At 62.3% G+C, this 23,679-nt stretch carries 23 protein-coding genes; 14 read left to right on the top strand and 9 right to left on the bottom strand.

Translation table 11 applies throughout. The annotated features are described in order from the left end of the window. Nucleotides 1-12: 12 nt before the first annotated feature. On the top strand, nt 13-2,022 hold the full coding sequence (locus tag WYS_RS00525; protein ID WP_019176205.1) for a hypothetical protein: 2,010 nt from the start codon (nt 13-15) through the stop codon (nt 2,020-2,022). Nucleotides 2,023-2,952: 930 nt separating this feature from the next. Here the strand turns inward: WYS_RS00525 and WYS_RS00515 are convergent. The 5 genes from WYS_RS00515 to WYS_RS00495 are packed head-to-tail and all read right to left on the bottom strand — an operon-like array spanning nt 2,953 to nt 7,091. Beyond that, a complete protein-coding gene (locus WYS_RS00515; RefSeq protein ID WP_019176203.1) occupies nt 2,953-3,870 on the bottom strand; it encodes a methylenetetrahydrofolate reductase in 918 nt (305 codons plus the stop codon). Then, nucleotides 3,867-4,571, bottom strand: coding sequence for a methylenetetrahydrofolate reductase C-terminal domain-containing protein (locus tag WYS_RS00510; protein ID WP_019176202.1), 705 nt, complete (start codon nt 4,569-4,571; stop codon nt 3,867-3,869). Before WYS_RS00510 ends, WYS_RS00515 begins: the two co-directional genes overlap by 4 nt. Beyond that, nucleotides 4,568-4,966 (bottom strand): hydrogenase iron-sulfur subunit, encoded by a 399-nt coding sequence (locus WYS_RS13805; protein ID WP_019176201.1) that lies wholly within the window; start codon nt 4,964-4,966, stop codon nt 4,568-4,570. The genes WYS_RS00510 and WYS_RS13805 overlap by 4 nt, the downstream gene beginning before the upstream one ends. Next, nucleotides 4,963-6,069: a 4Fe-4S binding protein gene (locus WYS_RS00500; RefSeq protein WP_019176200.1), complete on the bottom strand. Its 1,107-nt coding sequence runs from the start codon at nt 6,067-6,069 to the stop codon at nt 4,963-4,965. The genes WYS_RS13805 and WYS_RS00500 overlap by 4 nt, the downstream gene beginning before the upstream one ends. Further along, complete coding sequence (locus WYS_RS00495; RefSeq protein WP_019176199.1) at nt 6,066-7,091, bottom strand: FAD-dependent oxidoreductase; 1,026 nt, start codon at nt 7,089-7,091, stop codon at nt 6,066-6,068. The genes WYS_RS00500 and WYS_RS00495 overlap by 4 nt, the downstream gene beginning before the upstream one ends. 197 nt (nt 7,092-7,288) lie before the next feature. On the opposite strand from WYS_RS00495, the gene WYS_RS00490 reads away from it, so the two are divergent. Further along, a complete protein-coding gene (locus WYS_RS00490) occupies nt 7,289-9,085 on the top strand; it encodes a beta-sandwich domain-containing protein (RefSeq protein WP_162137665.1) in 1,797 nt (598 codons plus the stop codon). Nucleotides 9,086-9,094: 9 nt separating this feature from the next. Here the strand turns inward: WYS_RS00490 and WYS_RS00485 are convergent, their stop codons facing one another. After that, nucleotides 9,095-9,361, bottom strand: a complete 267-nt coding sequence (locus WYS_RS00485; RefSeq protein ID WP_019176197.1) for a hypothetical protein — start codon at nt 9,359-9,361, stop codon at nt 9,095-9,097. Nucleotides 9,362-9,507: 146 nt separating this feature from the next. Here WYS_RS00485 and WYS_RS13800 point away from each other — a divergent pair, with 146 nt between their 5' ends. Continuing rightward, nucleotides 9,508-10,338 carry a polysaccharide deacetylase family protein gene (locus tag WYS_RS13800; protein ID WP_019176196.1) on the top strand — a complete coding sequence of 277 codons (831 nt, stop codon included), beginning with the start codon at nt 9,508-9,510 and terminating at the stop codon, nt 10,336-10,338. Then, nucleotides 10,335-10,964, top strand: coding sequence for a DUF3786 domain-containing protein (locus WYS_RS13795; RefSeq protein WP_019176195.1), 630 nt, complete (start codon nt 10,335-10,337; stop codon nt 10,962-10,964). Before WYS_RS13800 ends, WYS_RS13795 begins: the two co-directional genes overlap by 4 nt. Here WYS_RS13795 and WYS_RS00470 read toward each other — a convergent pair. Together WYS_RS00470 and WYS_RS00465 are read right to left on the bottom strand one after the other, a co-directional pair. Then, a complete protein-coding gene (locus WYS_RS00470; RefSeq protein WP_019176194.1) occupies nt 10,961-12,643 on the bottom strand; it encodes a formate--tetrahydrofolate ligase in 1,683 nt (560 codons plus the stop codon). The genes WYS_RS13795 and WYS_RS00470 overlap by 4 nt on opposite strands. A 45-nt stretch (nt 12,644-12,688) precedes the next feature. Beyond that, nucleotides 12,689-13,171, bottom strand: a complete 483-nt coding sequence (locus WYS_RS00465) for a hypothetical protein (RefSeq protein WP_147654540.1) — start codon at nt 13,169-13,171, stop codon at nt 12,689-12,691. Between the two features lie 146 nt (nt 13,172-13,317). Here WYS_RS00465 and folD point away from each other — a divergent pair, with 146 nt between their 5' ends. From folD to WYS_RS00430, 6 genes are all read left to right on the top strand, one after another. Further along, complete coding sequence (folD, locus tag WYS_RS00460; RefSeq protein WP_019176192.1) at nt 13,318-14,208, top strand: bifunctional methylenetetrahydrofolate dehydrogenase/methenyltetrahydrofolate cyclohydrolase FolD; 891 nt, start codon at nt 13,318-13,320, stop codon at nt 14,206-14,208. A 467-nt stretch (nt 14,209-14,675) separates the two neighbouring features. Then, nucleotides 14,676-15,263 carry an RNA 2'-phosphotransferase gene (locus tag WYS_RS00450; protein WP_019176190.1) on the top strand — a complete coding sequence of 196 codons (588 nt, stop codon included), beginning with the start codon at nt 14,676-14,678 and terminating at the stop codon, nt 15,261-15,263. A 60-nt stretch (nt 15,264-15,323) separates the two neighbouring features. Further along, entirely contained in the window at nt 15,324-16,166 is an 843-nt protein-coding gene (locus WYS_RS00445; protein ID WP_019176189.1) for a DUF2797 domain-containing protein, read from the top strand. A 273-nt stretch (nt 16,167-16,439) separates the two neighbouring features. Beyond that, a complete protein-coding gene (locus tag WYS_RS00440; protein WP_019176187.1) occupies nt 16,440-17,399 on the top strand; it encodes a DUF1743 domain-containing protein in 960 nt (319 codons plus the stop codon). A 127-nt stretch (nt 17,400-17,526) separates the two neighbouring features. Continuing rightward, complete coding sequence (gene uppS, locus WYS_RS00435; RefSeq protein WP_019176186.1) at nt 17,527-18,234, top strand: polyprenyl diphosphate synthase; 708 nt, start codon at nt 17,527-17,529, stop codon at nt 18,232-18,234. A gap of 54 nt (nt 18,235-18,288) precedes the next feature. Next, nucleotides 18,289-20,016, top strand: coding sequence for a TIGR04190 family B12-binding domain/radical SAM domain protein (locus WYS_RS00430; protein WP_236993946.1), 1,728 nt, complete (start codon nt 18,289-18,291; stop codon nt 20,014-20,016). A gap of 3 nt (nt 20,017-20,019) precedes the next feature. Here WYS_RS00430 and proC read toward each other — a convergent pair whose 3' ends face one another. Further along, nucleotides 20,020-20,829 carry a pyrroline-5-carboxylate reductase gene (gene proC / locus WYS_RS00425; protein WP_019176184.1) on the bottom strand — a complete coding sequence of 270 codons (810 nt, stop codon included), beginning with the start codon at nt 20,827-20,829 and terminating at the stop codon, nt 20,020-20,022. Between the two features lie 369 nt (nt 20,830-21,198). Between proC and WYS_RS00420 the strand changes: the two genes are divergently transcribed. Genes WYS_RS00420 through WYS_RS00405 form a run of 4 tightly spaced genes read left to right on the top strand, consistent with a single transcriptional unit; the run spans nt 21,199 to nt 23,673 of the window. Further along, nucleotides 21,199-21,558: an NADH-quinone oxidoreductase subunit A gene (locus WYS_RS00420; RefSeq protein ID WP_019176183.1), complete on the top strand. Its 360-nt coding sequence runs from the start codon at nt 21,199-21,201 to the stop codon at nt 21,556-21,558. Next, nucleotides 21,549-22,112, top strand: a complete 564-nt coding sequence (locus tag WYS_RS00415; RefSeq protein ID WP_019176182.1) for an NADH-quinone oxidoreductase subunit B — start codon at nt 21,549-21,551, stop codon at nt 22,110-22,112. The genes WYS_RS00420 and WYS_RS00415 overlap by 10 nt, the downstream gene beginning before the upstream one ends. 10 nt (nt 22,113-22,122) lie before the next feature. Next, complete coding sequence (locus WYS_RS00410; protein WP_019176181.1) at nt 22,123-22,587, top strand: NADH-quinone oxidoreductase subunit C; 465 nt, start codon at nt 22,123-22,125, stop codon at nt 22,585-22,587. Further along, nucleotides 22,588-23,673, top strand: coding sequence for an NADH-quinone oxidoreductase subunit D (locus tag WYS_RS00405; protein ID WP_019176180.1), 1,086 nt, complete (start codon nt 22,588-22,590; stop codon nt 23,671-23,673). Nucleotides 23,674-23,679: the final 6 nt, after the last annotated feature.

Genomic DNA, 23,679 nt, shown 5'->3' with positions numbered 1-23,679 from the left:
GGTGGTTCGAATATGAAGAACAAAGGAAAAGTGATAGCCCTAGCGATAGCGCTGGTCGTAGTGATAAGCGCCTTCGTGGTGATCGCTACGGAGAACCCCGTATCAGGGGGTCAGGCCAAGAACGAGGATCCCCCCGTCGACAACGGTGGGGAGACCCCCGTTGTGGCCTCTCCGACCACCATTGCGGCATCTATGACCGCTGTCGGCTACTGGGAAAACATCACCTCCTATGACTGGACATTGGAGAAGGTCGTTGGGGGAGAGCTTGCACCGGAAGATGAATGCGATTGCGATATCCCGAGCATCGAGATAGAGCCCGGCGAGTGCGCGACGATCCAGTTCGACATAACGGCGAACAGGTGCGCTCCTGTCATCGTACAGACGGAAGGCGCCAGGGGTGCTGTTGCTGTGACCAACACCGGCAGCTGCCCGACCGAGGACCTCGCGATCACTGTCGTTATCCAGGGCCTTTCTGATGGCGTGTGGGTGGACATTGCCTCTGCTGTTGTCAACACCGCGGGCATGCCCGTTCTGGCCGCCGGCGCGGAGTTCGCCTACGGCTACGACATTGCCTTCGACGGCTGCGGCTGCGAGGCATACCGCGCTATGGCGTGCGTCACTATAACCAACTTCGTTGACCATGTCGACGAGGTCTACGGTGTCGAGGCCTGCGCCGAGTTCACCCTGCCCGAGGAGATCAGCTACGTCATCCTCAACGACGAGGCTTGGCTGGCCGACTGCTTCGTGGTGCCTGAGGGATTCAGCTACACCGCTACTCTCTACGATGGCCCCTGGCTCCTTAACGGGATCGAGGGCCCCTACACGTTCTGCGTTGAGTACATCGTATGCAACGAGAACGCCTGCCGGGACACCGTCTACATCCTGGACAACATGGCCAAGCTCAGTCTCAACGACACCTGTGAGGAGATCGTAGCCAACGCTCAGGTGAAGGTATACACCGGCGACCTTGAGGCCTGCCTTGACATTGCGAGCACCGCGAACATTGTCTCCTGGGTCGAGAACGTCGGTTACACCATGGTCATCGACGCCGATGATGTCGTCAATGTCCTCAACACCACCGGCGGGGACCCGCTGAACGGTTCTTCCCCCGTGGTCGGCATAGATAACATCCTCATAGTCGACGACAACTGCTTCGTCATCGAGGGCACCATAACCCTGACCAATATCGGGTCATATGCCACCGAGGGCCTGGAGCTAACCTACTCCGTCTACTACTTCAACGGGACCGAGTGGGTCAGGGTCGGCTGCGTCGTGGTCGATGTCTCCGAGCACCCCGTGCTGGAGCCCTGCGAGTCCTGGACCTACACGTTCTGCATGGAGCTGTACATCAGCGGCGCTGACCGCGGAACGTTCGGCTACGCCAACTTCGCGGGCATGACCGGCATGGTCAACGCCAGCATCTCCAACAACGATGATGACTGCGGCTGCGACACAGTGCTGGTCCAGCCCCTGTTCGTCCCGCTCAAGCAGGATGTGCTGACCGTGACCACCACTGGTTGCTTCGTCAACGAGGACTTCATGCCCCTGCCGACCGCCGGTGAGGACGCGTGGATCAAGTTCTCGAACCAGCTGAGCATGGAGCAGACCATCGTCATCACCCACTGCGACGGTGAGACCATGATCACCTCGAACACCGAGGTCCACGCCCAGACCATTGTGGAGTACCACTGCTGCTGCTGCGACGAGACCGGGATCCTGAACAACGACTACGTCCACTGCGAGACCTCTGTCATGAACGGCAACAACAAGTTCGTGGTCATGTCCGACCTCGCGATGAGCGAGGACTCCGAGACCCTGGCGGTTCACGCCCTGTGCTACTCGGTGGACCTTGAGCTGGCGAGCGAGCTTGCATACTTTGAGCAGTTCATGCTCTACGACGCGGACGGCAGCTACGCTGTCTCCAACGTGCAGGCCCTGCTCTACGGCGTGGTCGCGACCATGGGCGTGCCCAACATACCAACGGGGGACGCTGAGGCGGCCGAGGAGCCGATCGAGCAGTGAGCAGGAACGCAACGAACGACTAAACCTTTTCCCCTTTTCATCTTTTTCGACCCTTGATGCTGCGCGCCCTGGTTGCCGATCCTCCCGCCGACCCCCGCTTGGTCCGCGGCGGCCCGGGGGACTGGGTCCATCAAAAAAACTAAATAGTCCTCTATCGAAAATAATCCATGGTGGGAGGACCGGCAGGCGGGAGCGTCCGCGGACCGGACAGAACGTCCCAGCCAGAGAGCTTTCGCAAGCCATTGTCCCCGCGATCTTTGTTCGCGTCCGTTTTATAACAATTGTAAATGGACCACATTATTAAATCTAATATTATCGTTATAGATAGTATTAAATACCCCCCATTACAGAAATAGAACCGACCCTGGAGGAAAGGGATAAAATCTATAGGAGGTGACAAAAAATGTTCGCGCTGCCGTACTCGTTCTTCTACAGCACTGGTGTGGTGTTCTTCGCCGCCTGGACCACCATTGCGGCCTCTGGATGGCTCCCCTTCTTCTAAGGATGGGCCATCTGACCGAACGCTGCCAAACGCCAGCGGGCCCCTTGTGGGCCCCCTCATTTTTATCCAAATCCTCACCGGTCCGTTGTCTTGCTGCGAATATCCGCCGTCCCGGGACAGGGCCATCCGATCGCACCGTCCGCGCCGCGCACTGGCCCCATGTAAAATGAGTTCCTTATCTATTAAGATAATAATAAATAGTCAATTGTACAAATTCATACTATACCCTGGAGGAGAGGGGGAATTGCAAAGGAGGTGAAAATGGTGGCATTGCCGTATTCGTTCTTCTACAGCACGGGGGTCGTATTCTTCGCAGCGTGGACCGTCATAGCGGCCTCTGGATGGCTCCCCGTATTCCCCTTCTAAGGTAGGGGGCTCGGGAACAAAGGGCCGCGACCGGCCCGCTCTTTCCATTTTTCATTTATCGCTCAGTCCCCCGGCCGGGGGAACAGGCCGGCCTGTTCCACGACCGCCGGGACCATCTCCTCCCATGCGATGGCCATGACGTGAACGCCGTGCACCCCCTCCATCTCCCTCAGCCGGTCGATCGTTTCCACGCATATCCTGACCCCCTCCTTCTTGGGGTCGGAGGCGGACCTCATGCGTTCGATGATCGCGTCGGGGACGCTCATCCCCGACACCTTGGCCTTCATGAACTTGGCCGCTCCCGCCGATTTGAGGGGGATCACCCCGGCGAGGATGTGGACCTTCTTGTCCAGGCCCCTCTCGCGCACCTGCGCCATGAAGCTCTCGAACCTGTCAAGATCGAACACCGCCTGCGTCTGCACGAAGTCGGCGCCGGCGTCCACCTTCTTGGCCAGACGGGCCACCCGGAACTCGAAGGGATCGGCGAAGGGGTTCGCCGCCGCGCCGAGGTACAGCCTGGGCGGCTCCTCCAGCGCGTCGCCTCCCCACACCTTGCCCTGGTCCCTCATGTTCCGCAGGACCATCAGCTCCTGTACGGAGTCGAGGTCGTATACGTTCTTCGCCTCCCTCTGGTTCCCGAAGGTCTGGTGGTCCCCGGAGATGCACAGGATGTTCCGTATGCCGAGGGCCGACGCGCCCAGCGCGTCGGACTGCATGGCGATGCGGTTCCGGTCGCGGCAGGTCATCTGCATCACCGGCTCGATGCCTTCCTGCAGGCACGCCACTGAGGAGGCGAAGCTGGACAGGCGCACTATGGCGGTCTGGTTGTCGGTAAGGTTGAACGCGTCGGCGGTGCCGCGGAGCAACTGCGCCCGCTTCCTTATCGCGTCGGCGCTCGCCGACCTCGGTGGTCCGATCTCGGCGGTGACGGCGAACCTTCCGGACTCGAGCACCTTCTCAAGATTGCTGCCCGCCTTCATGTCCTCCCCTCCTTGATCGCTTTCTCGTCGTCGCTCAGCACCGCGGCCTTCCGCACTATCTTCCTGGGCCCCCCGGAGCGGGAGGGGAGCCAGTTCTTGGGCGGGATGTTCACTTCCATCAGGTCGAGGCGGCCCAGCCGCTTGAGGCTCTGATAGATCTGGTCCCACCCGCACGGGGTGTCCTTGTCGACCTCGCAGCGGCCGTCCTGGGAGCCGCCGCAGGGCCCGTTCATGAGCGATTTGGAACAGCGTGCCACGGGGCACACCCCTCCGGTAAGATGAAGGACGCAGTCGCCGCATCCCCCGCACTTCTCGAGGTAGATGCCCTGCTCCTCGGGAGCTCCCATGTTGGAGGTGTCGAGACCGGGAACGACCCTCACCTGGGGATACATCTCCTGCAGCACCTGGGCGCCGACGCCGCAGGCGAGGCACAGGATGGCGTCCTTACCCTCCGCCAGGGGAACGATGTCCCCGGCCCATTCCTTCTCGCACGCCCTCTCCAGGGTGGTCTCGGAGATGTTCCACCCGCTGCCCCGCAGCGCCGACCTCAGCCGCAGCGCCTCCGACAGAGTGGCTACCTCCCTCTCCCCTCCGGCAAGGCATATGGCCACGCAGGAGCGGCAGCCCGCCACCAGGATGTCGCTGTGCCCTTCGAGCATGGAGGCTATCGTCTCCAGGTCCTTCTGCTCCGCAATGATCATCGCTTTCCCTCCGTGAGCGTTATGGGGCCGAGCCTTCTCGCCCTTGCCACCATCTCCTGCACCGCCGCCCTGGCCTTGGCGGACTGGTTTGACGCGAGATGAAGCATCTCCACCCTCTCCGGCTCTACCCCGATCTGCGCGAGGATGGAGCGGGCATCATCGACCCGACGCCTCGCCTGATAGTTGCCGGAGTGGTGCTGGCAGTTTCCCTCCAGGCACCCCGCCACCATCACCGCCGACGCTCCCAGCCGCAGCGCCCTGACGATGGTGACCTCGTCCACGCGCCCGGAGCAGGGGAGCTCCAGGACCTTGACCTCCGGCGGCATATCCTCCACCGCGTCCACGGCGGCGCGGGCGTTCCGGCAGCAAATGAGCATTACCTTGATGTCGTTCATCCGGTCCCCTCCCCGAGCGCGCCGCTCAGCATCCTGTCCAGGTCCGCCCGGTCCGCCCCCTCCAGCGTTATCGCCCGGCTGGGGCACATGCTCACGCAGGCCCCGCAGGAGCGGCACAGGTCCTCGAGCACCACGGCCTTGAACTCCCCGCTCATGCGCGGCGCGGAGTAGGGGCAGGTGCGCACGCAGGTGAGACAGGCCGAGCACTTCTCCGCGTCCACCTTGGCGGCCTTGCCCGCCTCGGGAGGGGGGGCGGCGACGGTAACGGCCCTGGTGGCGGCAGCTCTCGCCGAGATTATGAGCTCGTCCACGAGGAGCGGGCGCCCGGCGGTGCCGCAGAGGAACACTCCCCCCCGGATGGTGGAGGCGGCCCCCATGCCGACGTTGCCCTGGCGCAGGCGGCCGCCGTCGACCGGGGGCACCAGGAGCCCGCGGCCCGAGGGCGCGGCGTCGACCTCCTGTTCGTCCTCCAGGACGATGAGGTCCGGGCGCACCTCCAGCTCCGCCCCCGACGCGCTGTCGACCGCATGGACGGTCATTTCCTCCGCGTCGATGTCCGGCGCCCCCTCGGTCCTTATGAAGATCACCCCGGCGAGCTGGGCGTCGAGATAGTGGATCTCGTCCGAGCCCATGGTCATCACCTCCTTGGCGATGATGTACACCTCGCGGCAGGGCAGGGACCGCTTCAGGTCAGCGGCGAGCTTGACGGCGTCGATGTGCGACGACCGGGAGGGGCGGGCGGCATTGAGCACCATGGCCGCGCTCCCGACCGCTGCGGGGATGCCGCCGAGCGCGGCGGAGAGGGACATCACCCTCGTGGTCGAGGCCATGGGCCTTGAGGACCCATCGATGGCGAGGATGACCGCGCCGCACTCCAGCGAGACCTCGCGGCCCCCCGCTTGGAGGTGGGCCACGAAGTTTCCCGGGCGGCCCGAGAGGGACCGGACCGTGGCATCGCCGATCTCGCCGACCCCCGGGATCTTCACCCTGACCCCATCGTCACCGGGTGGGTGCAGGATGACCGCTTTTCCACCCTGCCTCTGGACCTCCAGCGCGGCCACCACGGATGATGCGCCGCTGCCGATCACCAGGACGGTCCTCATCCTGGCTCCTCCATGAACGCGGCGGCCCATCCCGCCGCGGCGATGCCTTCCTCGATGCTCTCCCGGATGTCCTTCGGGCCGGTGCAGGTCCCCGCGGCGAAGATGCCTTCGCTCTCGGAGGGAAAGAAGCCGAGGGGGCCGAGCTCGATCCCCAGGAGGGAGGCCAATCTCGGAGCGTCCGGAGGGGGAAGGATGCCCACGCTGAGCATCACCAGGTCGAACTCCTCCTCCGCCACCTCATCGTCCGGAGCGGCGTAGCGGACCGCCGGCCTCGCTCCCGGGAGGGTCTCCGACGGCCTGTTCCTGATGACCCTGACGCCCTTCTCCCCGGCGAACGCATCGAGCTCGCCGTAGTTGCCGTCGTAGGGGCGCCAGTCCATGTAGAAGAACGTGATGTTCGTCCCCGGGTCCTCGGACCGGAGGTGCTTTGCGAGCTTCAGGGCGTACTTGCAGCAGGCTTTCGAGCAGTACGGCGCGCCCCTGCGCAGGTCCCTGGAGCCGACGCACTGGATAATGGCCACGCTTTCCGGCCTCCTGCCGGTCGAGGGGACCACCAGCTCGCCGTTCTTCGAAAGAGCCTTCTCCACGTCCTGGGAGGAGAGTATGTCCTCGCACTCGCCGTAGTGAAGGCGGGCGTCACGGCGGGGGTCGAAGACCTGGTGGCCGATGGCCACGATGATCGCCCCGACCACCAGCTCGTCCATCGCGGGCGCTCCGCACTGGCCCAGCGGGCACGAGCTCAATACGGCGGCGAATCCGTCAGGCCTCCTGGTGACGCCGACCACCTGGGTCCCGGTAATGACCTGGACGAGAGGAGAGCGCAGAGCCTCGCGCTTGATGTCCCCGGGCGCGCAGGCGTCGCAGCGCTGGCATTGAGGAGCGCCCTTGCAGCACAGGTCGTTGGGCGCCCCGCCGACCTCATCGGCACTGTCCACGACAATGGAGGCTATGCCCCTCCTCGACAGCTCGGAGGCCGCGGCCATTCCCGCCGCCCCTCCGCCGATGATCAAGACCCTTTTCATCCCGAGCGCGCTCCGCCGCTGCGGCCATTAGCAAAATAATGAATCTATATAAGGGTTCTTGGGAGAGCTTAGCCAGGGCGGCCGACCGCTCACCGACCGTGATGTCATGGAACGTTTTTCTATCCCCCTCCTGTTATATATCGGGCAGGGGATTTCACTCTGAGTTCACCGCTGTCGAACGAGGAGGGTTGGTGCACATGAAGTTCCAAAAGGTCCTGACATTGATGTCTGTCGCGCTGATGCTGCTGTCCGCGACCGCAGCCACGATCGGCCTCTCGACGAGCACGGCGTCCGCCGCCAGATTCGGAGACTTCGAGTACGCTTTCATCGACAGTACGAAGGTCAAGATAACGAGTTATGAAGGTCTCGGTGGAGAAGTGACGATACCTCGATTCCTCGACGGGATGTCGGTGGTCGAGATCGCCGAGGGGGCGTTCCAGAACGAGCGCACAATTATATCCGTCACTATACCAGACAGCGTCACCATCATAGGGGATGGCGCGTTCCGGGGCTGCACCGCCCTTCAGCATGTCAGCATACCAGGGACCGTCGAGACCATAGGCAGCTTCACGTTCTACGACAACCACGCGCTGACCTCTATCACGATACCTTCAAGCGTTCAGAAGATTGAGCCCCTAGCGTTCTGGAATGACTACAACCTTGCCACGATCGTGTTCGAGGGCCCGGCCCCTGCGGTGGACACCAATTGGATCATGAACCCCAATTACGGGTTGATCGCATACTACCTCCCTGCGAACGCGGGCAGCTTCCCAAGTGAATTGCGTGGAGGGGTGCCCACCGCACAGCTCGGAGCGAAGGCTACCGCGCCGAACAACCTGACGGCCATCTCCGCCAATGGAGAGGTGACCCTTTTCTGGGACGCTCCGACCTATCTCGGTAACCCGAGCATCGATCAATATGCCATCTACATAAATGTCGGCGGAGAAGAATACCGACATGGCATCATTGGGGCCATGAACAACCCGCGGTACACGGTCAGCGGGCTCGATAATGGAACCATGTACTCGTTCTATGTGAAAGCCCTCAGAGGCTCGATCAATGGTCAGAATTCGACCGTTGTCGCCGCAATCCCACTGGGAGTATCGATCGAATATCCGTCAGAGGACGGTGCATACTACACCTCAAGGACCGACACCATATCATGGACCATCGACGCGAGCGTCTTGACCGAACTAACCGAGACCAGCATCGATGGGGGGCCCTGGACAAAGGTCGATGGGACAAGCTACCAGTTCACTGTCCAGTCCGATGGCGAGCACACCGCAAAGGTCAGGGCCACTAGCTTCGTTGGTAACACCGAGACGATGTTCAGGATGTTCATAGTGGATACCAAGGCCCCAAGCGTTGACGCTAAATCTCCGACCGGCACGGACATCGCCATCGGCAGCGTCATCAATGTCACCTTCTCCGAGGCGATGAATCAAAGTTCGGTCAGCATCGACGTCGATGAGATCGATGGCCAGATCAGGTGGGACGGGGACACCGCGACCTTCACTCCCGCCTCCGTGCTGGACTACGGGACGAAATATACCGTGGCAGTGACCGGGAAGGACCTGGCGGGCAATCCCATGGAGTTCATGTGGCAGTTCACCACCCTGAAGGACGAGGGCAGCATCTACGGCGTCATAAGGGACGCCGACGGCAAAGCCGTGGCCGACGCCAAGGTGACGCTGAGCAACGGCATGACCACCACGACCAATGCCAGCGGCTACTTCCTGCTCGAGCATGTCCCGTCAGGAAACTATACCCTGTCGGTGGCGAAAGATGGCTACGTCTACATGGAGAAGTACGTCGACGTCACGGCGGGACAGAGCACCGATGCGGGCGCGTTGTCCCTGAAGGCCGCCGAGGGCGGCAGCTCGTGGTACATCTACGCAGTGGTGCTCGCGGTCGTCGCCGTGGCGGCGATATTGTTCGTCCTGATCAGGCGCGACCGGTCCGGCGGTCCGAAGGAAGGCGATCCCAAAGAGTGACCGTGCCTTTCAACGGTCCAGCTCGATGAGCCCGTCGTCCCGGAGCTTCAGCATGACGTCGTGGGCCTGCCCATAGGAGATGCTCAGCTCGACCGCCAGCTCGAGCGGGTCGACCATGTCATGGTCCCGGATGAACTCCCTGGCCAGCTCGTAAGCCTCATCGAACGGAATCTCTTTGATAAGATCATCCCTCGGCCCGACCGCGCCCCTGATGTCCTTCAGGATCTCCAGAGCATCGTCGATCTTCGACTCGATGCGGGTAATTTCCCGGCGCATTTCCTCGCGCCACTGTAGGTCGTCGGCGGATATATTCACGAGCTTTCTATTGGCAAGAGGAGATATTTATTCGTTTTGAGCGCGGCGTCCGAGCTAGGTCCCTCTGAAGGCAGAAAGCTAATTACCTCGCCGCGGATTTAACGCTCATGCGCTTTGCCGCCTTCACCGTGGACGTAGACCGGGACGTCAATCAGCCCCAGAAGGGCGAGATCAAGGCAGTGTCCCGAGAGGTTGACGGCGACCCTTCCGCGCGCTTCGGCTCTTCGGCCCGCGGCCTCGCGCTGATCGTAGAGGCGCTGAACGATATGGGGATCAGGGGGACCTTCTTCATGGAGGGCGAGACGGCAGAGCGCATCGCCCTCGATGTCGACCTCAGGGACCTCATGTTCGGCCACGAGATCGCCGGGCACGGGTACGGCCACGAGGACCTCACCGGAGAGAGCAATGAGGTGCCGCTCGGTCCCAGGGAGATCGGGCAGGTCATCGACGCCTGCACCTCCTCGCTGGAGAAGCTATTCGGCAAGAGGCCAGCGGGGTTCCGCGCCCCCTATCTTCACGCCGACGGAACGGTCCTCGATGCGCTGAAGGAGCGCGGGTACCTGTACGATTCCTCGGTCATCCGCTCCATCGAGGACGGCGGGATCGCGCCGTCCCGGCACCCCAACGGGCTCTGGGAGGTGCCGCTCGCGCAGGGCGTGGACGGCAGGGGCAAGAAGCTGCAGTCATACCTGTGGCCGCTCCACGAGGGGAAGAGGCCTCCGGCCGATTACGAGGTCCTGTTCTCGCAGTTCGGAGAGGGCCTGCTGGTCCTGGGGGACCACAGCTGGCACATGGTGGAAAGGCTGGGCGGCCCGGTGGACGAGAAGGGCGTGCGCGGCAACGTGGCCGAGCTCAAGGCGCTGCTGCGGGGCGCTCTCGACCGGGGGATCGAGTTCACCACCCTGAAGGACTACATCGACAGGGAGGTCGGGCAGTGAAGGACGGCGCGTTCACCGGACTGAAGGACGATGCCCGCGAGAGGGCGCTGGCCCGGGCCTGGGAGCGGTTCCTGAGCGGGGACATGAGGTCGCAGGCAAAGAGCGCCGGGGCCGAGCTCGACGGCGAGAAGATAACGCTCCCGGTCATGGGCAGGAGGTGCGTGATCGACCCGGCGTCCCGGTCCATCACCATCAACGGCGCGGAGCTGGAGCCCATCGCCAGCATGCTGGTGGTGCTCTATCTCGCCGGTGCGGGCGACGCCGGGGTCACGGGCAAGCTCATCTCCTTCCGCCAGCTGCCCGGCGGCGACGTGTTCTTCGCGGCGTTCAAGAAGCGCGTCATCGACGCAATCTGGGAGCTGTTCCCCGATCGACCCGAAGCATTGATGGCCGCGGCCGGAGCGCTCGGCGCGAGGAAGCTGAGGCAGGGCGACGCCTCGGCGCAGATCGAGGTGTTCCCGCGGCTGCCCGTCACCGTCATATTGTGGAAGGGCGACGATGAGGTCAGCGGCTCGGCTAACGTGCTGTTCGACGAGAGCGCCTCGAGGATAATGGACACCGAGGACCTCGCCTACGTCGGCTCGTTCGTGGTGAGCGAGCTCGCGGAAGCGAGGGAGCGGCCCTAGCTCAGCCCGATGATCCTTCCCTCGTCGGTGATGTCGATCCTCTCCGCCGCCGGTTCGGAGGACAGGCCGGGAATGAGCATGATGTCGCCGCACAGCGGGACGATGAACCCGGCCCCGGCGGACAGAAGCACCTCCTTCACCGTCAGGGTCCACCCGGTGGGCGCGCCCTTAAGGGAGGGATCGTCCGATATCGACAGCTGGGTCTTGGCCACGCAGATGGGCAGCTCGTTGCTTTTGGCCGCCTCGATGGCCCGGATGTCCCTCTCCGCCGTGCCGATGTAGCGCACGTCCTTGGCGCCGTAGATCTCGGTGGCGATGGTGCGGATCTTGTCCTTTATCGACATCTTGGCGTCGTAGAGGGGGCGGAACCGGCTCGGCGTGGTCCTCATCACATCCATCACCGCCTCGGCCAGCTCCCTCCCGCCCTCGCCGCCCCTGGCGAACACCTCGGAAAGAGCGCAGGGGATGCCCAGCGAAGCGCAGTGCTCCCGCACCAGCGCGATCTCGTCCGCGTGGTCGGTGGGGAAGCGGTTCACCGCGACCACCACGGGGACGCCGTACTTGCGCACGTTCTCGATGTGCTTGTCGAGGTTGGCGAAGCCCCTGCTCAGCGAGGACAGGTCCGACCGCTCGCAGCTGGTGGCGTCCTCCAGGCAGGCGCCCCCGTGCATCTTCAGCGCCCTTATGGACGCGACGATGACCGCGCAGTCGGGGCGGAAGCCGGCCTTCCGGCACACGATGTCGAAGAACTTCTCCGCGCCCAGGTCGGCGGCGAACCCGCCCTCCGTCACCACCACGTCGGCGAGCTTCAGGGCGTACCTGGTCGCCAGGAGGCTGTTGTTCCCGTGGGCGATGTTGGCGAACGGGAACCCGTGGATGAACACCGGCTCCCCTTCCAGGGTCTGCACCAGGTTGGGCATCAGGGCGTCCTTGAGCAGGACGGTCATCGCACCGACGCAGTTCAGCTGCTCCGCGCGCACCGGCCGCCCCTCCACGTCGTATGCCACCACCATCCGTCCGAGGCGGGCGCGGAGATCCTGTATCGACGTCGCCAGCGCCAATATGGCGCTGATCTCCGAGGCGGCGGTGATGAGGAACCCGCTCTCGCGGGGGACGCCCCCCGCGGTCCTCCCGCCCAGGCCGACCACGATGTCCCTCAGCTCGCGGCAGTTCATGTCGATGGCCTTCTTCCACACCACCCTGGTGGGGTCGATCCTCAGATGGTTCCCCTTGGCGATGCTGTTCTCCACCATCGCCGACAGCAGGTTGTGGGCCGACGTGACAGCGTGGATGTCCCCGGTGAAGTGCAGGTCGATGTCCCACATCGGGTACACCTGGGAGAGGCCGCCCCCGGTAGCTCCGCCCTTTATTCCGAACACCGGCCCCATGGAGGGCTCCCGGAGTGCCCCCATCACGTTGACGCCGAGCCTGCCCAGTGCCTGCATCAGGCCGATGGACGTGACGGTCTTGCCCTCCCCGGCCTTGGTGGCGGTGATGGCGGTGACCAGGACCAGCTTCCCGTCGGGGCGGTCGTCGAAGCGCTTCAGCACGTCGAGGGGGACCTTGGCCATGTACCGGCCGTAGAAATGAAGGTCGTCACGCGAGAGGCCGAGCTTCCCGGCTATCTTCTCGATAGGTTCTGCCTTGGCGTCCTGGGCTATCTCTATGTCGGCCTTCATGATGGTACGGACCGAACGGCTTGATTCTAGAAAACGGTTCGCCCGTCAGGTCGCGTGGTAGGACGCGGATGCGATTGTGACCCCGCTCTTGCCGTCCCCGAGCCGCAGGGTGTACTGCATTCCCTCCGCAAACTCCCCGGAGGCGTACCTGAGGTCCAGGAAGGACCTGTCGGACAGCACGCCGTCCACATTGTGGAGGTGGAGGATGAAGTACGCGCCCCCAAATGTCAGATTGGCCTCGTAGTATCCACCTTCGCGGAGCGTGAACTTGGAGCTGTTTACCACGTTGCTCCCGTCGGGGCCGATGATAAGATGAGCGGTCATGACCACGGGGTTGGCCCTTCCCCTCACATCCGATACGTCATAGTGGATCACGTCCGCGTCCGACCTGGTGGGGGTCAGGGTCGCGTAAGGCCATACGTCAGCGTCGTCCGAGGCGGCCATCATCGCATAGCCCACCGCCACTCCGCAGGCGACCCCCACGGCCAGCAGAGCAAGGATCAACGTCAGCGGCTGAACCCTTTCCATGTCTTCCCCGAGAAATATTATCATGGGGATAGGATAAAGTATTTTCGACATCGATGACCGCGGCGACAGCGACTTCGCAGAATAGCCGGCGGTGGCGGTGGACAAAGTTAATTTGCGTCGAGCTTTTACTCCTTTCCGAGATAGACATGACGGCCAAGATCATCAGCGGGACCGAGATCGCCGAGCGGATCAGGCAGGAACTGAGAGCGAAGATCGCCGACCTGAGGTCCAAGGGGATCGTTCCCGGCCTGGCCGTCGTCCTCGTGGGCGAGGACCCCGCGTCCCAGCAGTACGTCCGAAACAAGGGGAAAGCGTGCGACGAGCTGGGGATCTATTCGCGCACCATCGTTCTCCCGGCGGACACCACCGAGGAGAAGCTCCTGTCCGTGGTGGACGAACTCAACAAGGACCCCCAGGTCCACGGCTTCCTGGTGCAGCTGCCGCTCCCAAAGCACATCGACGAGAACAAGGTGCTGAACGCCATCGACCCCGGGAAGGACGCCGACGGGTTCCATCCCGTGAACGTCGGGCGCATGCTCATCGGCGACCCTTTGTTCCTGCCGGCCACGCCTCACGGCATCCAGGAGATGCTTGTGCGCTCGGGCAACGACCCCGCCGGAAAGCACGTCGTGGTGGTGGGGCGCAGCAACATCGTCGGGAAACCGGTTGCGGCCATTCTCATGCAGAAGGCCAGGGGCGCCAACGCCACCGTCACGGTGGCGCACTCCCGCACCAAGGACCTCGCGTCCTTCACCCGCCAGGGCGACATCGTCATCGCGGCGATGGGCTCCCCGCGGTTCATCAAAGCGGACATGATCAAGGAGGGAGCGGTGGTGATCGACGTCGGAACGAACCGCGTGGACGATCCCACGGCCAAGAAGGGCTACCGATGGGTGGGGGACGTGGACTTCGACGCGGTGAAAGAGAAGGCATCGTACATCACCCCCGTGCCCGGGGGGGTCGGACCGATGACCATCGTCATGCTCATGATGAACGCGGTGACGGCGGCGTACCGGGCCAACGGACTGGAGTATTGAGCGCGAGATCTGGCTCGGCCCATCAAGAGATCGGTTCGACGTCTTGGGAATCGGCCCAGGGAGAAAAACCCAAACTGTTTGGTGGGGAAGTTGGAGAAGGTCCCTCCTGGGCCGACCATGCGAGTAATCAACGGCCATATTTCAATTTTGTTAATATATTGTTATTCTCCGAGAACACCAAAACGTGCGACCTGCTGGCCGAGGGGCATGCGCAGAACACGCTGCCCGGCTTCGGGCCCCGCGGGGCTGAAAAATTAATAATCATTTCGAGAGTCTCCCGGCCGTCCCGGCGAACCCGGGGGCTGCCAGTCATCAGTTTCGAAAAAGTCAAGGCCTGGCTCGGTTCCTCCGAAAAGTATTAAGAATTCCGTTCCATACTCATGGCGAATATGCTGCGAGAGTGTCCTGAGCACGGTTACTTCCGGGGCGAGCGGTGTCCCGTCTGCGGAGAAGCAGGCAAGTTCCTCATGAGCGACGAGGAGCTGGAGCGCATCGGAAGGACCATGGCCGGGTCCCTGCGCCATTTCCCCGAGAAGTTCGGCCTGAGCATGGACGAGCAGGGCTTCGTGTCCATGCGTGATTTCATAGCCGCGATGAAGAAGTACAACCCCCGCTACCACTGGCTGAGGCCGCACCACATCATCGCCCTGATAGAGACGGACCCGAAGGGCCGGTACCAAGTGAGCAACGACCTCATCCGCGCCACTTACGGCCACTCCCTCGAGCTGGACCTCAGGCTTCCCACCGACAGCATCCCCGAGCATCTCTATTATCCGACCACCCCAGAGGAGGCGGACATTATCCTGGAGACGGGGCTGAAGCCCTCCGACCGCAAGCTCGTTCACCTCTCCAAGACCTATTCCGACGCGTTCAACGCCGGAAAGGTGAGGACGGAGTCCCCGATCATCCTGGAGATCGACACCGTCGCGGTCATCGGGTCCGGCCTGCAGATACAGAGGGCCGCCAGGACCGTCTACCTCATCAAGGAAGTGCCCCCCGAGTTCCTCAGCAGGGCGGAAGAGCAAGAGGTAGTCGAGGAAGAGGAGAAAGACTGAACGTCCCTTTCGCTCCTCCCGCCGAAATTTTCTTATCCATACTTCATTTGATTAGTGGTCATGTTCGAGCGGGCCGACCGCTTGCTGCCCTCCAAAGAAGGGGTTACGAAGCACGTCCTGTCCTACCACTGGGAAGGCTTCCGGCCTCACCTCATCGTGTATGACGGCGAGGCCGGGGAGGTGCAGGAGCTGCCCCTGGACCGCCTGAGCATGACGGTGTCGGAGGAGAAGCGGTGCGTCGGCAGGTTCGATGACGACGGCTATCGCCCCTGCCCGCAGCGGCTCAGGGTGAACGCCTTCTCCTCCTGCCGCTCCTGCATGGCCGATCGGGTCCCGATGCAGAAGTGCGTGTTCGAGCCGCAGTGCAGCGGCGATCGATGTGGGCACCCGGAGTTCTGCGGCCGCCTGCACGTGGTGTACCTCGCGCTGTACGGCCGCCTCATCAAGGTGGGGATGACCAGCAAGGGCCGGCTTATGGGGCGCGCCGTCGAGCAGGGGGCCGATGCCGTCGCGCCGATATTCGACTGCAGGGACCGCATGGAGGCGAGGACGCTGGAGAAGGAAGTGTCCTCGAGGTTCAAGATCCCCCAGGAGATACGCATCAAGAAGATCGCGGGGCAGTGGACATCGCCCCCGTCCAAGGACATCATGGGGAACGTGTACCGCACCTATCTCGGCCGCATCTCCCGATGGCGGCCTACCCTGGGCGCGGAGCTGGTGTTGCTTGACCGGTACCCCGTGTCGGAGAGGCCGTCCTCCCCGCCGGAGGTCGAGGGGACCGCGGGGACCCACATCGGCGAGGTCATGGGCGTCAAGGGCCGCTTCATGATCTTCCGCAGGGACGGCTCGTCCCGCCTTCTGGATCTCAGCGACCTTCCGTCGCGGTTCGTCGAGCTCGTATGAACAGAAGGGCCTGATGTCAAGATCTACACTGAAAAGAAGATCAGGGAAAGAGAAGTGAAGATCTAGATCTGGCGTTGGTCAGGAGTTGATCGTCCTCCGGGCCTGCTCCATCTTCCATCCCCATGATCGTGCGTTCATCCAGCACAGTCCGCCGATCCTGGATGAGAGATCGTCCAGACATCCGCTCCGCCGCCGCTGCCAGGCGAAGCATCGGAGAAAGTCATAACTATCAGTTCCTTAATCCTGACCCGTTCAACCCGCTGGAGATTATTAATGACCAACATCATGACCCCGGGGGAAGTGACCAAGCGCTTCGGCAAGATGTTCTGCCAGGGAGTGTACACCATGGTGGACGAGAAGAGCGGCGTGGCCACTATCATCGAGCATTGCATGGCCAAGGGGCCGGTGGAATGGGACGCCGTCAACCGCAAGCGGGCCGGCGGGGCCATCGAGGACGTCAGGGTGGAGGGCACCACGCTGATCATGGACACCATCATCGGCGAGAGGGAAGTGCGCTTCGGGCCGGCCGCCAAGGACGTGGGGGGCCAGGGGCTCAAGTCGCTGAAGGTGGAGGGGGACAATGTCCGCACCACCTGGGTAGGCCTGGCCGGCGCCAGCGTCGGCGTGGGGGCCTGCCTGCCCCAGGGTCCGGGGACCATCGAGGCGGTGTATCCCGACGACGTCAAGATCGGCGGCGCTCACCGCGTCGAGGTCAGCATCGTCACCCCCAAGATGGTCAGGGTCATTTACGCCGTGGACGATACCGATACCAAGGAGAAGGGCGCGTCGTGGGTCCTGATGCTGCAGATGGTCAAGTCCGCGCCGGTCGGCCACTACATAGAGCACAAGATCATCCAGCTCAACCCGAACGTGCCGGAGAAGACCACCAACTGTTGCTCGGTGGGAGTATCGTTCGCCGTCAGGGAGAGGGACCTGCCTCAGCTCACGGAGTTCGTCATAAGCTACATCCGGGAGCACACCGTCTCCGATAACACCACCCTGGCCATATTCCAGGGGCTCAAGGTGCCCCCGGTGCTCCAGGACTACGGGATGAGGGCGAAGCGCGATATACTCAAGGTCGAGGACGCCCGCAAGGCGGCCGAGGAGGGCGGGGTGCAGCTGGTGGAGGTCACCGGAAAGAGGGGGACCATCGGAGCGGTCGCGGGCATCGGGTGCTTCGACATGGGCTGGAAGGCGTCGGCCTTGCCGGAGGACATTCAAAGCATAGACTAGATATGCTTGGACAGAATATGTCATTGAACGCCGGTTCTATGGGGGGAACGGCATAAAGAACGAGATCTCCAGAATCATCGCCAACACCGCCTACCAGACCTACGAGAAGGGGCTTTTAAAGGAGGTCATGGAGGGCGAGATGCCCCACCATATCGCGGTCATCATGGACGGCAACCGCCGGTTCGCCAAGGAGTTCGGGCTGACCACCGCCGAGGGGCACATGAAGGGCAAGGACAAGCTCGAGGAAGTGCTGGACTGGTGCATGGAGCTTGACATCAAGGTCCTCACCGTCTACGCCTTCTCGACCGAGAACCTGCACCGGGAGCCTGATGAGGTGGAGTCGCTCATGCAGATGTTCGAGGAGAACTTCTACCGCCTGGGCGATGATGAGAGGGTCCACAAGTACGGCATCAAGGTATCCGCGCTGGGACAGCGGGACCTGCTGCCTGAAAGGGTCCTCAAGGCCATAGATTACGCCGAGGGGAAGACCCGCGACTACAGCAACTATTACTACAACATCGCCCTCGCCTACGGCTCCCGGCAGGAGATCATACAGGCGATCAAGCAGATCGCCCAGAAGGTCAAGGAAGGCGCGCTGGAGGTCGAGGACATTGACGAGAGGACCTTTTCCAACTTCCTGTACACCGCCGATTTCCCGGACCCCGACCTCATATTGAGGACGTCGGGGGAGGAGCGGATCTCCAACTTCCTGCTGTGGCAGCTGGCGTACGCGGAGCTGTACTTCACCGACGTTTATTGGCCCGGCTTCAGGAAGATCGACTTTCTGCGGGCGGTGCGCAGCTTCCAGTTTCGCCAAAGACGGTTCGGCACATGACAACATATTTGTAGAGCGCCCACTTTGCACACTCAGTTCCCGGAGGGGAAGCCATTGTCAAGGGAAGATCTGATTTTCATCCATGCTCCCAGCGTGTACGACTTCAGGAAGGAGTCCATGTTCTACGGGCCGGTCAGCGACCTGGTCCCCTCCACTCCGGTCTTCGAGATGTACCCGTTCGGGTTCACCACCATGGCCAATCAGCTCTACAAGGACGGGTACCGCGTGCGCATCATCAACCTCGCCAGCATGATGCTCAACGACCCCAAGCTGGACGTGGAAGCGTACCTCTCCAAGCTCCGGGCCGACGTGTTCGGCATCGACCTGCACTGGCTGCCGCACGCGCATGGCTCTCTGGCCGTCGCCGAGATCATCAAGAATCTCCATCCGGCCTCCAGGACGCTGTTCGGCGGCTTCTCGTCCTCGTACTTCCACGAGGAGCTGATCCGCTACCCGCAGGTCGATCTGGTGCTGCGCGGCGATTCCGTGGAGCCCCTGATGTCCCCCCTGATGTCCGCGCTGGAGAAGGGCTCCGATCTTTCCGACATCCCCAATCTCACCTGGAAGAAGGACGGCAAGGCTGTCGTCAACGACCTGACCTGCGTCCCCGAGGACCTCGACTACCTGGACATCGACTATGGGTGGATCGTCAGGTCGGTGATAAAGCACCGCGACCTGGAGGGAGCGAAGCCGTTCAAGGACTGGGACCGCTACCCCATCACCACCGCCTTCACCGTCAGGGGATGCTCGCAGCGCTGCGCGGTATGCGGCGGCAGCTGCGGGGCCAACAGGAGGGTGGTCGGCCGCTCCCGTCCGGCGTTCCGCAGCCCCGAGAAGGTGGCCGAGGACGTGTACAATGTCCAGAGCTACCTGAACGCCCCGGTGTTCGTGGTCGGCGATCTGCGCCAGAATGGCGACGACTACGCCGACCGGTTCTTCCGCGAGGCCAAGCGGCTGGGCGTGGATAACCACATCGTGCTGGAGGTCTTCACCCCCGCCCCGGAGGACTTCTTCGAGAAGGCCGCCTCCACCTTCGACCGCTACTCCATGCAGTTCTCCCCCGACTCCCATGACGAGAAGGTGCGCTACGCCCTCGGGCGGCGGTTCGACAACGCCGCCATGGAGAAGAGCATCAGCTACGCTTTGTCGAACGAATGCCAGCGCTTTGACATGTTCTTCATGATCGGCCTTCCGGAGCAGACCGCGGAGTCGGCCCTGAACTCGGCCGACTATGTCCGGCACCTGTACCGGGACAACAAGAACGACCCCCGCCTGTTCCTGTACACCTCCCCGCTCGCGCCGTTCCTCGATCCGGGCAGCATCGCCTTCGAGGACCCCGAGAGGTTCGGGTACAGGCTGTTCGCCCGGACCCTGGAGGAGCACCGCGCCCGCCTGGCCAGCCCCAACTGGAAGGACGTGCTGTCATACGAGACCAGGTGGCTGACCAGGGACCAAATCGCCGAGGTGTCCTACGACGCCGCGGACCGCCTGAACAAGGTGAGGGCCGAGGTGGGCCTGATGTCCAAGGAGGAGCTGGAGTCCCGGGAGCGGAGGTCGCATGACGCCCGCCTCCTGATGAACGAAGTGGACAGGGCGATGGGCATCAAGGACCCCCAGGAGCGCGAGGGAACGCTGTCGCGCCTCAAGGAGAGGGCCGACGATCTGATGGAATCGACCATCTGCCAGAAGAGGGAGCTGGAATGGGATTCCCCCGGAGTGCTGAGGTCAGCGCCCCGGGTGATAAAGAGCCTGGTGTTCAGGCGGAAGAGCAGAAGCGGCTGAGCCTCAGCTCTTGCCGAGTTCCAGGGACCGCTTGGTGGCCGCTTCCACCGCGTCGATGAAAGCGCCCCTGACCGCCCTTTCCTCGAGGACCTTCATGCCCTCGATGGTGGTCCCCGCCGGGGACGCTACCATGTCCTTGAACTGCGCGGGGTGCCCCTTGGTGTCCAGCACCGTCTTCGCAGCGCCGAGCACGGTCTGCGCCGCCAGCGCGGTGGCGATATCCCGGGGCAGCCCGGCGAGCACGCCTCCATCGGAGAGCGCTTCGATGACCAAGTAGACGTACGCCGGCCCGGAGCCGCTGAGGCCGGTGACGGCGTCCAGCAACTTCTCGTCCATGGCGTAGGCGATGCCCACGGAGTTGAGCATCTTCTGCACCAGGTCCTTGTCCTCCTTCTTGGCCGACTTGCCCAGGGCGAAGCCGGAGGCGGACGCGCCCACCAGGCAGGGCTGGTTGGGCATGACCCTGACCACGCGCACGCCCCAGTTGAGGTGCGCCTCTACGAACGAGATCTTCACGCCCGCGGCGATGGAGATTATGAGATGCTCCTCGGTCAACAAGGGCTTCAGCTCGTCGAGGACCAGCCCCACGATGTTCGGCTTTACCGCAAGCACGATGGTCTTGGCCTCCCTGACGACCTCGACATTGTCGGCGGTCAAGGTGATGCCGAGGCTCTTGGCCATATAGTCCCTCCTCTCGGCCACGACCTCGCTGGCGATAAGCTCGTCCGCCGTGGCGACGCCGCCCGCGATCATGCCCTTCATCAGCGCCTCGGCCATGTTGCCGGCACCAATAAACCCGAACTTCTTGCTCATCTCTCGCACCTCTAGCTTGCGGTCAGTCCGCTATGCTAGCATGCCGCCTAATGTTACCGGGGCTAATAAACTGTTAGCCCCGGCGTCCCGCCGCGCCTCATTGCGGCGGTCCCGGACCGTCCCCTTCTCTCGCAGATTATCTAACGACATAATTATCCTTTTTAACAAAACTAACTATCGTAAACGCACAAATGATGGGAGGGCATTTATTTTGACCGAAGAATGCATGTGCCCGGCCATATCTGACGGATTTGTAATAAATGGCGTGAATTTATCATAGAATACATGAGAATAAGGGGCCTCCTTTTTAAGTAGCCAGTAACCTCAATCTCAATAATGTATTTATAGAGGCATCATATTGTCGCACTAATGCTCTTGGACACCTATTTGCCAATAGCGATCTTTGCATTGGTCGCGGTAGGCTTCCCGGCGATTTCGTTCTTTGCGTCCAGGTATTTCCGGCCGACCAAGTGGACGGCGCTTAAAGCGGATACCTATGAGTGCGGTGAAGTACCTATCGGAGAGGCACAAATCCAGTTCCATTTTCAGTTCTATATGTTCGCAATAATTTTTGTAGTCTTTGATATTATCACGATCTTTTTGCTGTTATGGGCTGTCTCCTTCTCCGGATTAGGCTTCGATTCCAAGATTTTAATGCTGGCATTCTTTGGCCTGCTGCTCGTCGGGGTGTTCTACGCACTGAAGAAGGAGGAAAGATTATGGATCTGAGCCTTTATCCCCATGCCGTCGCCATGAGCGCCAAGGAGTTCGTGGAGTGGTCGTCCAACGCCATGGACGACGCGCTCCGCGCCAGTGGCGTCAAGAAGGTCGTGGACAAGGTCACCGCCCCGTTATGGAGCTGGGGCATTAGGAACGCCATATATCCGCTGCACTTCGGTGTCGCGTGCTGCGCGCTGGAGATGGCGGCCTGTTCCGGCCCCCGGTTCGACAACGAACGGTTCGGCATGGTCTTCAGGTCGTCCCCGCGTCAATGCGAGGTCCTGCTAGTCAACGGATGGATCAGCTACAAGCTCCGCCCGGCCCTGCGCCGGCTTTACGAAGAGATGCCTGAGCCCAAGTGGGTCATTGCCATGGGCGAGTGCGCCATTTCCGGCGGTCCGTGGTACGATGCATATAACGTCGTCCAGGGAACTGACACTTTCATCCCCGTGGACGTTTACATCCCCGGATGCCCTCCCAGGCCCGAGGCGATGATCGATGGTTTCCTCAAGCTGCACCAGAAGATCCACGTGCAGATGAAGGGCACCTTCTTGGAAGATTGAGGTGAGAGATTTGAACGAGAGCGTACAACTCACCGTGGACCAGATAAAGAGCGAGATAGCCGCGGCATTCCCCGCCGGGGTCGCCATAACGGACAAGTGCAAGCCCCAGACGATATTCATGACCGCGGACAAGGACTGCCTGTTAAAGCTGTGCACCTTCCTCAAGGAGAAGCAGGGCTTCGACCACTGCTCCTGCGTGTGCGGGGTGGACCGGGTGGACAGGTTCCAGACCGTCTACCACCTGTCCTCGTGCTCCAGGAACGTGATCGTGGAGATCACCGTAGACCTCCCGCACGATGACCCCCGGGTCGACTCCGTCACCCCGCTGTGGGGAGGAGCGAACTGGCATGAGAGGGAGACCTACGACATGTTCGGCATCATTTTCATCAACCACCCGAGGCTGGAGAGGCTTCTCCTGCCCGAGGACGTCCAGTTCTTCCCCATGAGGAAGGACTACACCGTAGGGGGGCCGTAAATGCCCGAGATGTGGATCAACATGGGCCCCCAGCACCCCATGACCCATGGGCTGTGGAACCTCCGGGTCAAGGTCGACGGCGAGACCATCACCGGCTCCGAGCCGGTGATCGGCTACCTTCACCGCGGCTGGGAGAAGATGGTGGAGAACAGGACCTACCCCCAGATCATCCCACTGGCCGACCGCCTTTGCTATGGTTCGTCGTTCACCTGGTCGCACGTGTACTGCCTGGCCGCCGAGGACCTGATGGGCGTGGAAGTGCCTGAGAGGGCCAAATACATACGTGTAATATCCGACGAGCTTCAGAGGATCGGCTCCCATCTTATGTGGCTGGCCGCCATCGGTACCGATCTGGGAAACCTGACCCTCTTCCTGTACGCCATGAGGGAGAGGGAGCTCTTCCTGGACCTGTTCACAGAGCTGTGCGGGGCCAGGATGACCACCAACTACCCGCGCATCGGTGGGGTCAGGAACGATGCTCCCGCGGACTTCGAGAAGCACGTCCTGAAGATCCTCGACTACTTCGAGAAGAGGATGGTCGAGTACGAGGACCTGGTGGACCGCAACCCCATCTTCCGCATGAGGATGGACGGCCTGTCCTACCTGAAGCCTCAGGACGCCATCAACCTCGGCGTCGCCGGTCCCAGCCTTCGCGGCAGCGGCGTGAAGTATGACATCCGCTACAATCACCCTTACGAGATCTATGACGAGCTGGAGTGGAACATGTGCACCCGCGACGAGTGCGATGTATATGCTCGCTACCGCGTGCGCATGGACGAGATGAGGATGTCTTGCCAGATCGTCAGGGACGCCTTCAAGAAGATGCCCAAGTCCGGACCCATAAGGGTAAAGCCCCCGCGCAACGCCCCCGTCGGCACCGGCTTCGCCAGGTTGGAGGATCCCCGCGGCGAGAGCCTCGTCTACATAATCGGCGACGGCACCGACAAGCCCTCCAGGGTAAAGGTGCGCAGCCCCTTCTTCGTGACGCTGTCGGCGGCCCCGGTCATGCTGAACGGCAACAAGGTGGCTGACGTCCCGTCCATCATGGGGATGCTTGATGTCTGCATGGGCGAGACGGACAGGTGATGCAAG

The sequence above is a fragment of the Methanomassiliicoccus luminyensis B10 genome (assembly GCF_000308215.1).
Taxonomy (GTDB): domain Archaea; phylum Thermoplasmatota; class Thermoplasmata; order Methanomassiliicoccales; family Methanomassiliicoccaceae; genus Methanomassiliicoccus; species Methanomassiliicoccus luminyensis.
This window is presented reverse-complemented; position numbering and strand designations above follow the sequence as displayed.

Bases quoted from the DNA above. Each gene is read 5' to 3' on its own strand.
- WYS_RS00445 (WP_019176189.1), top strand. From the start codon at position 15,324: ATGTTCGAGCGGGCCGACCGCTTGCTGCCCTCCAAAGAAGGGGTTACG.
- WYS_RS00490 (WP_162137665.1), top strand. From the start codon at position 7,289: ATGAAGTTCCAAAAGGTCCTGACATTGATGTCTGTCGCGCTGATGCTG.
- WYS_RS00415 (WP_019176182.1), top strand. From the start codon at position 21,549: ATGGATCTGAGCCTTTATCCCCATGCCGTCGCCATGAGCGCCAAGGAG.
- WYS_RS00470 (WP_019176194.1), bottom strand. From the start codon at position 12,643: ATGAAGGCCGACATAGAGATAGCCCAGGACGCCAAGGCAGAACCTATC.
- WYS_RS13800 (WP_019176196.1), top strand. From the start codon at position 9,508: ATGCGCTTTGCCGCCTTCACCGTGGACGTAGACCGGGACGTCAATCAG.
- WYS_RS00510 (WP_019176202.1), bottom strand. From the start codon at position 4,571: ATGATCATTGCGGAGCAGAAGGACCTGGAGACGATAGCCTCCATGCTC.
- folD (WP_019176192.1), top strand. From the start codon at position 13,318: ATGACGGCCAAGATCATCAGCGGGACCGAGATCGCCGAGCGGATCAGG.
- WYS_RS00405 (WP_019176180.1), top strand. From the start codon at position 22,588: ATGCCCGAGATGTGGATCAACATGGGCCCCCAGCACCCCATGACCCAT.
- proC (WP_019176184.1), bottom strand. From the start codon at position 20,829: ATGAGCAAGAAGTTCGGGTTTATTGGTGCCGGCAACATGGCCGAGGCG.
- WYS_RS00500 (WP_019176200.1), bottom strand. From the start codon at position 6,069: ATGAGGACCGTCCTGGTGATCGGCAGCGGCGCATCATCCGTGGTGGCC.
- WYS_RS00465 (WP_147654540.1), bottom strand. From the start codon at position 13,171: ATGGAAAGGGTTCAGCCGCTGACGTTGATCCTTGCTCTGCTGGCCGTG.
- WYS_RS00495 (WP_019176199.1), bottom strand. From the start codon at position 7,091: ATGAAAAGGGTCTTGATCATCGGCGGAGGGGCGGCGGGAATGGCCGCG.
- WYS_RS00450 (WP_019176190.1), top strand. From the start codon at position 14,676: ATGAGCGACGAGGAGCTGGAGCGCATCGGAAGGACCATGGCCGGGTCC.
- WYS_RS00525 (WP_019176205.1), top strand. From the start codon at position 13: ATGAAGAACAAAGGAAAAGTGATAGCCCTAGCGATAGCGCTGGTCGTA.
- WYS_RS00485 (WP_019176197.1), bottom strand. From the start codon at position 9,361: ATGCGCCGGGAAATTACCCGCATCGAGTCGAAGATCGACGATGCTCTG.
- WYS_RS00420 (WP_019176183.1), top strand. From the start codon at position 21,199: ATGCTCTTGGACACCTATTTGCCAATAGCGATCTTTGCATTGGTCGCG.
- uppS (WP_019176186.1), top strand. From the start codon at position 17,527: ATGGAGGGCGAGATGCCCCACCATATCGCGGTCATCATGGACGGCAAC.
- WYS_RS13805 (WP_019176201.1), bottom strand. From the start codon at position 4,966: ATGAACGACATCAAGGTAATGCTCATTTGCTGCCGGAACGCCCGCGCC.
- WYS_RS00440 (WP_019176187.1), top strand. From the start codon at position 16,440: ATGACCAACATCATGACCCCGGGGGAAGTGACCAAGCGCTTCGGCAAG.
- WYS_RS00515 (WP_019176203.1), bottom strand. From the start codon at position 3,870: ATGAAGGCGGGCAGCAATCTTGAGAAGGTGCTCGAGTCCGGAAGGTTC.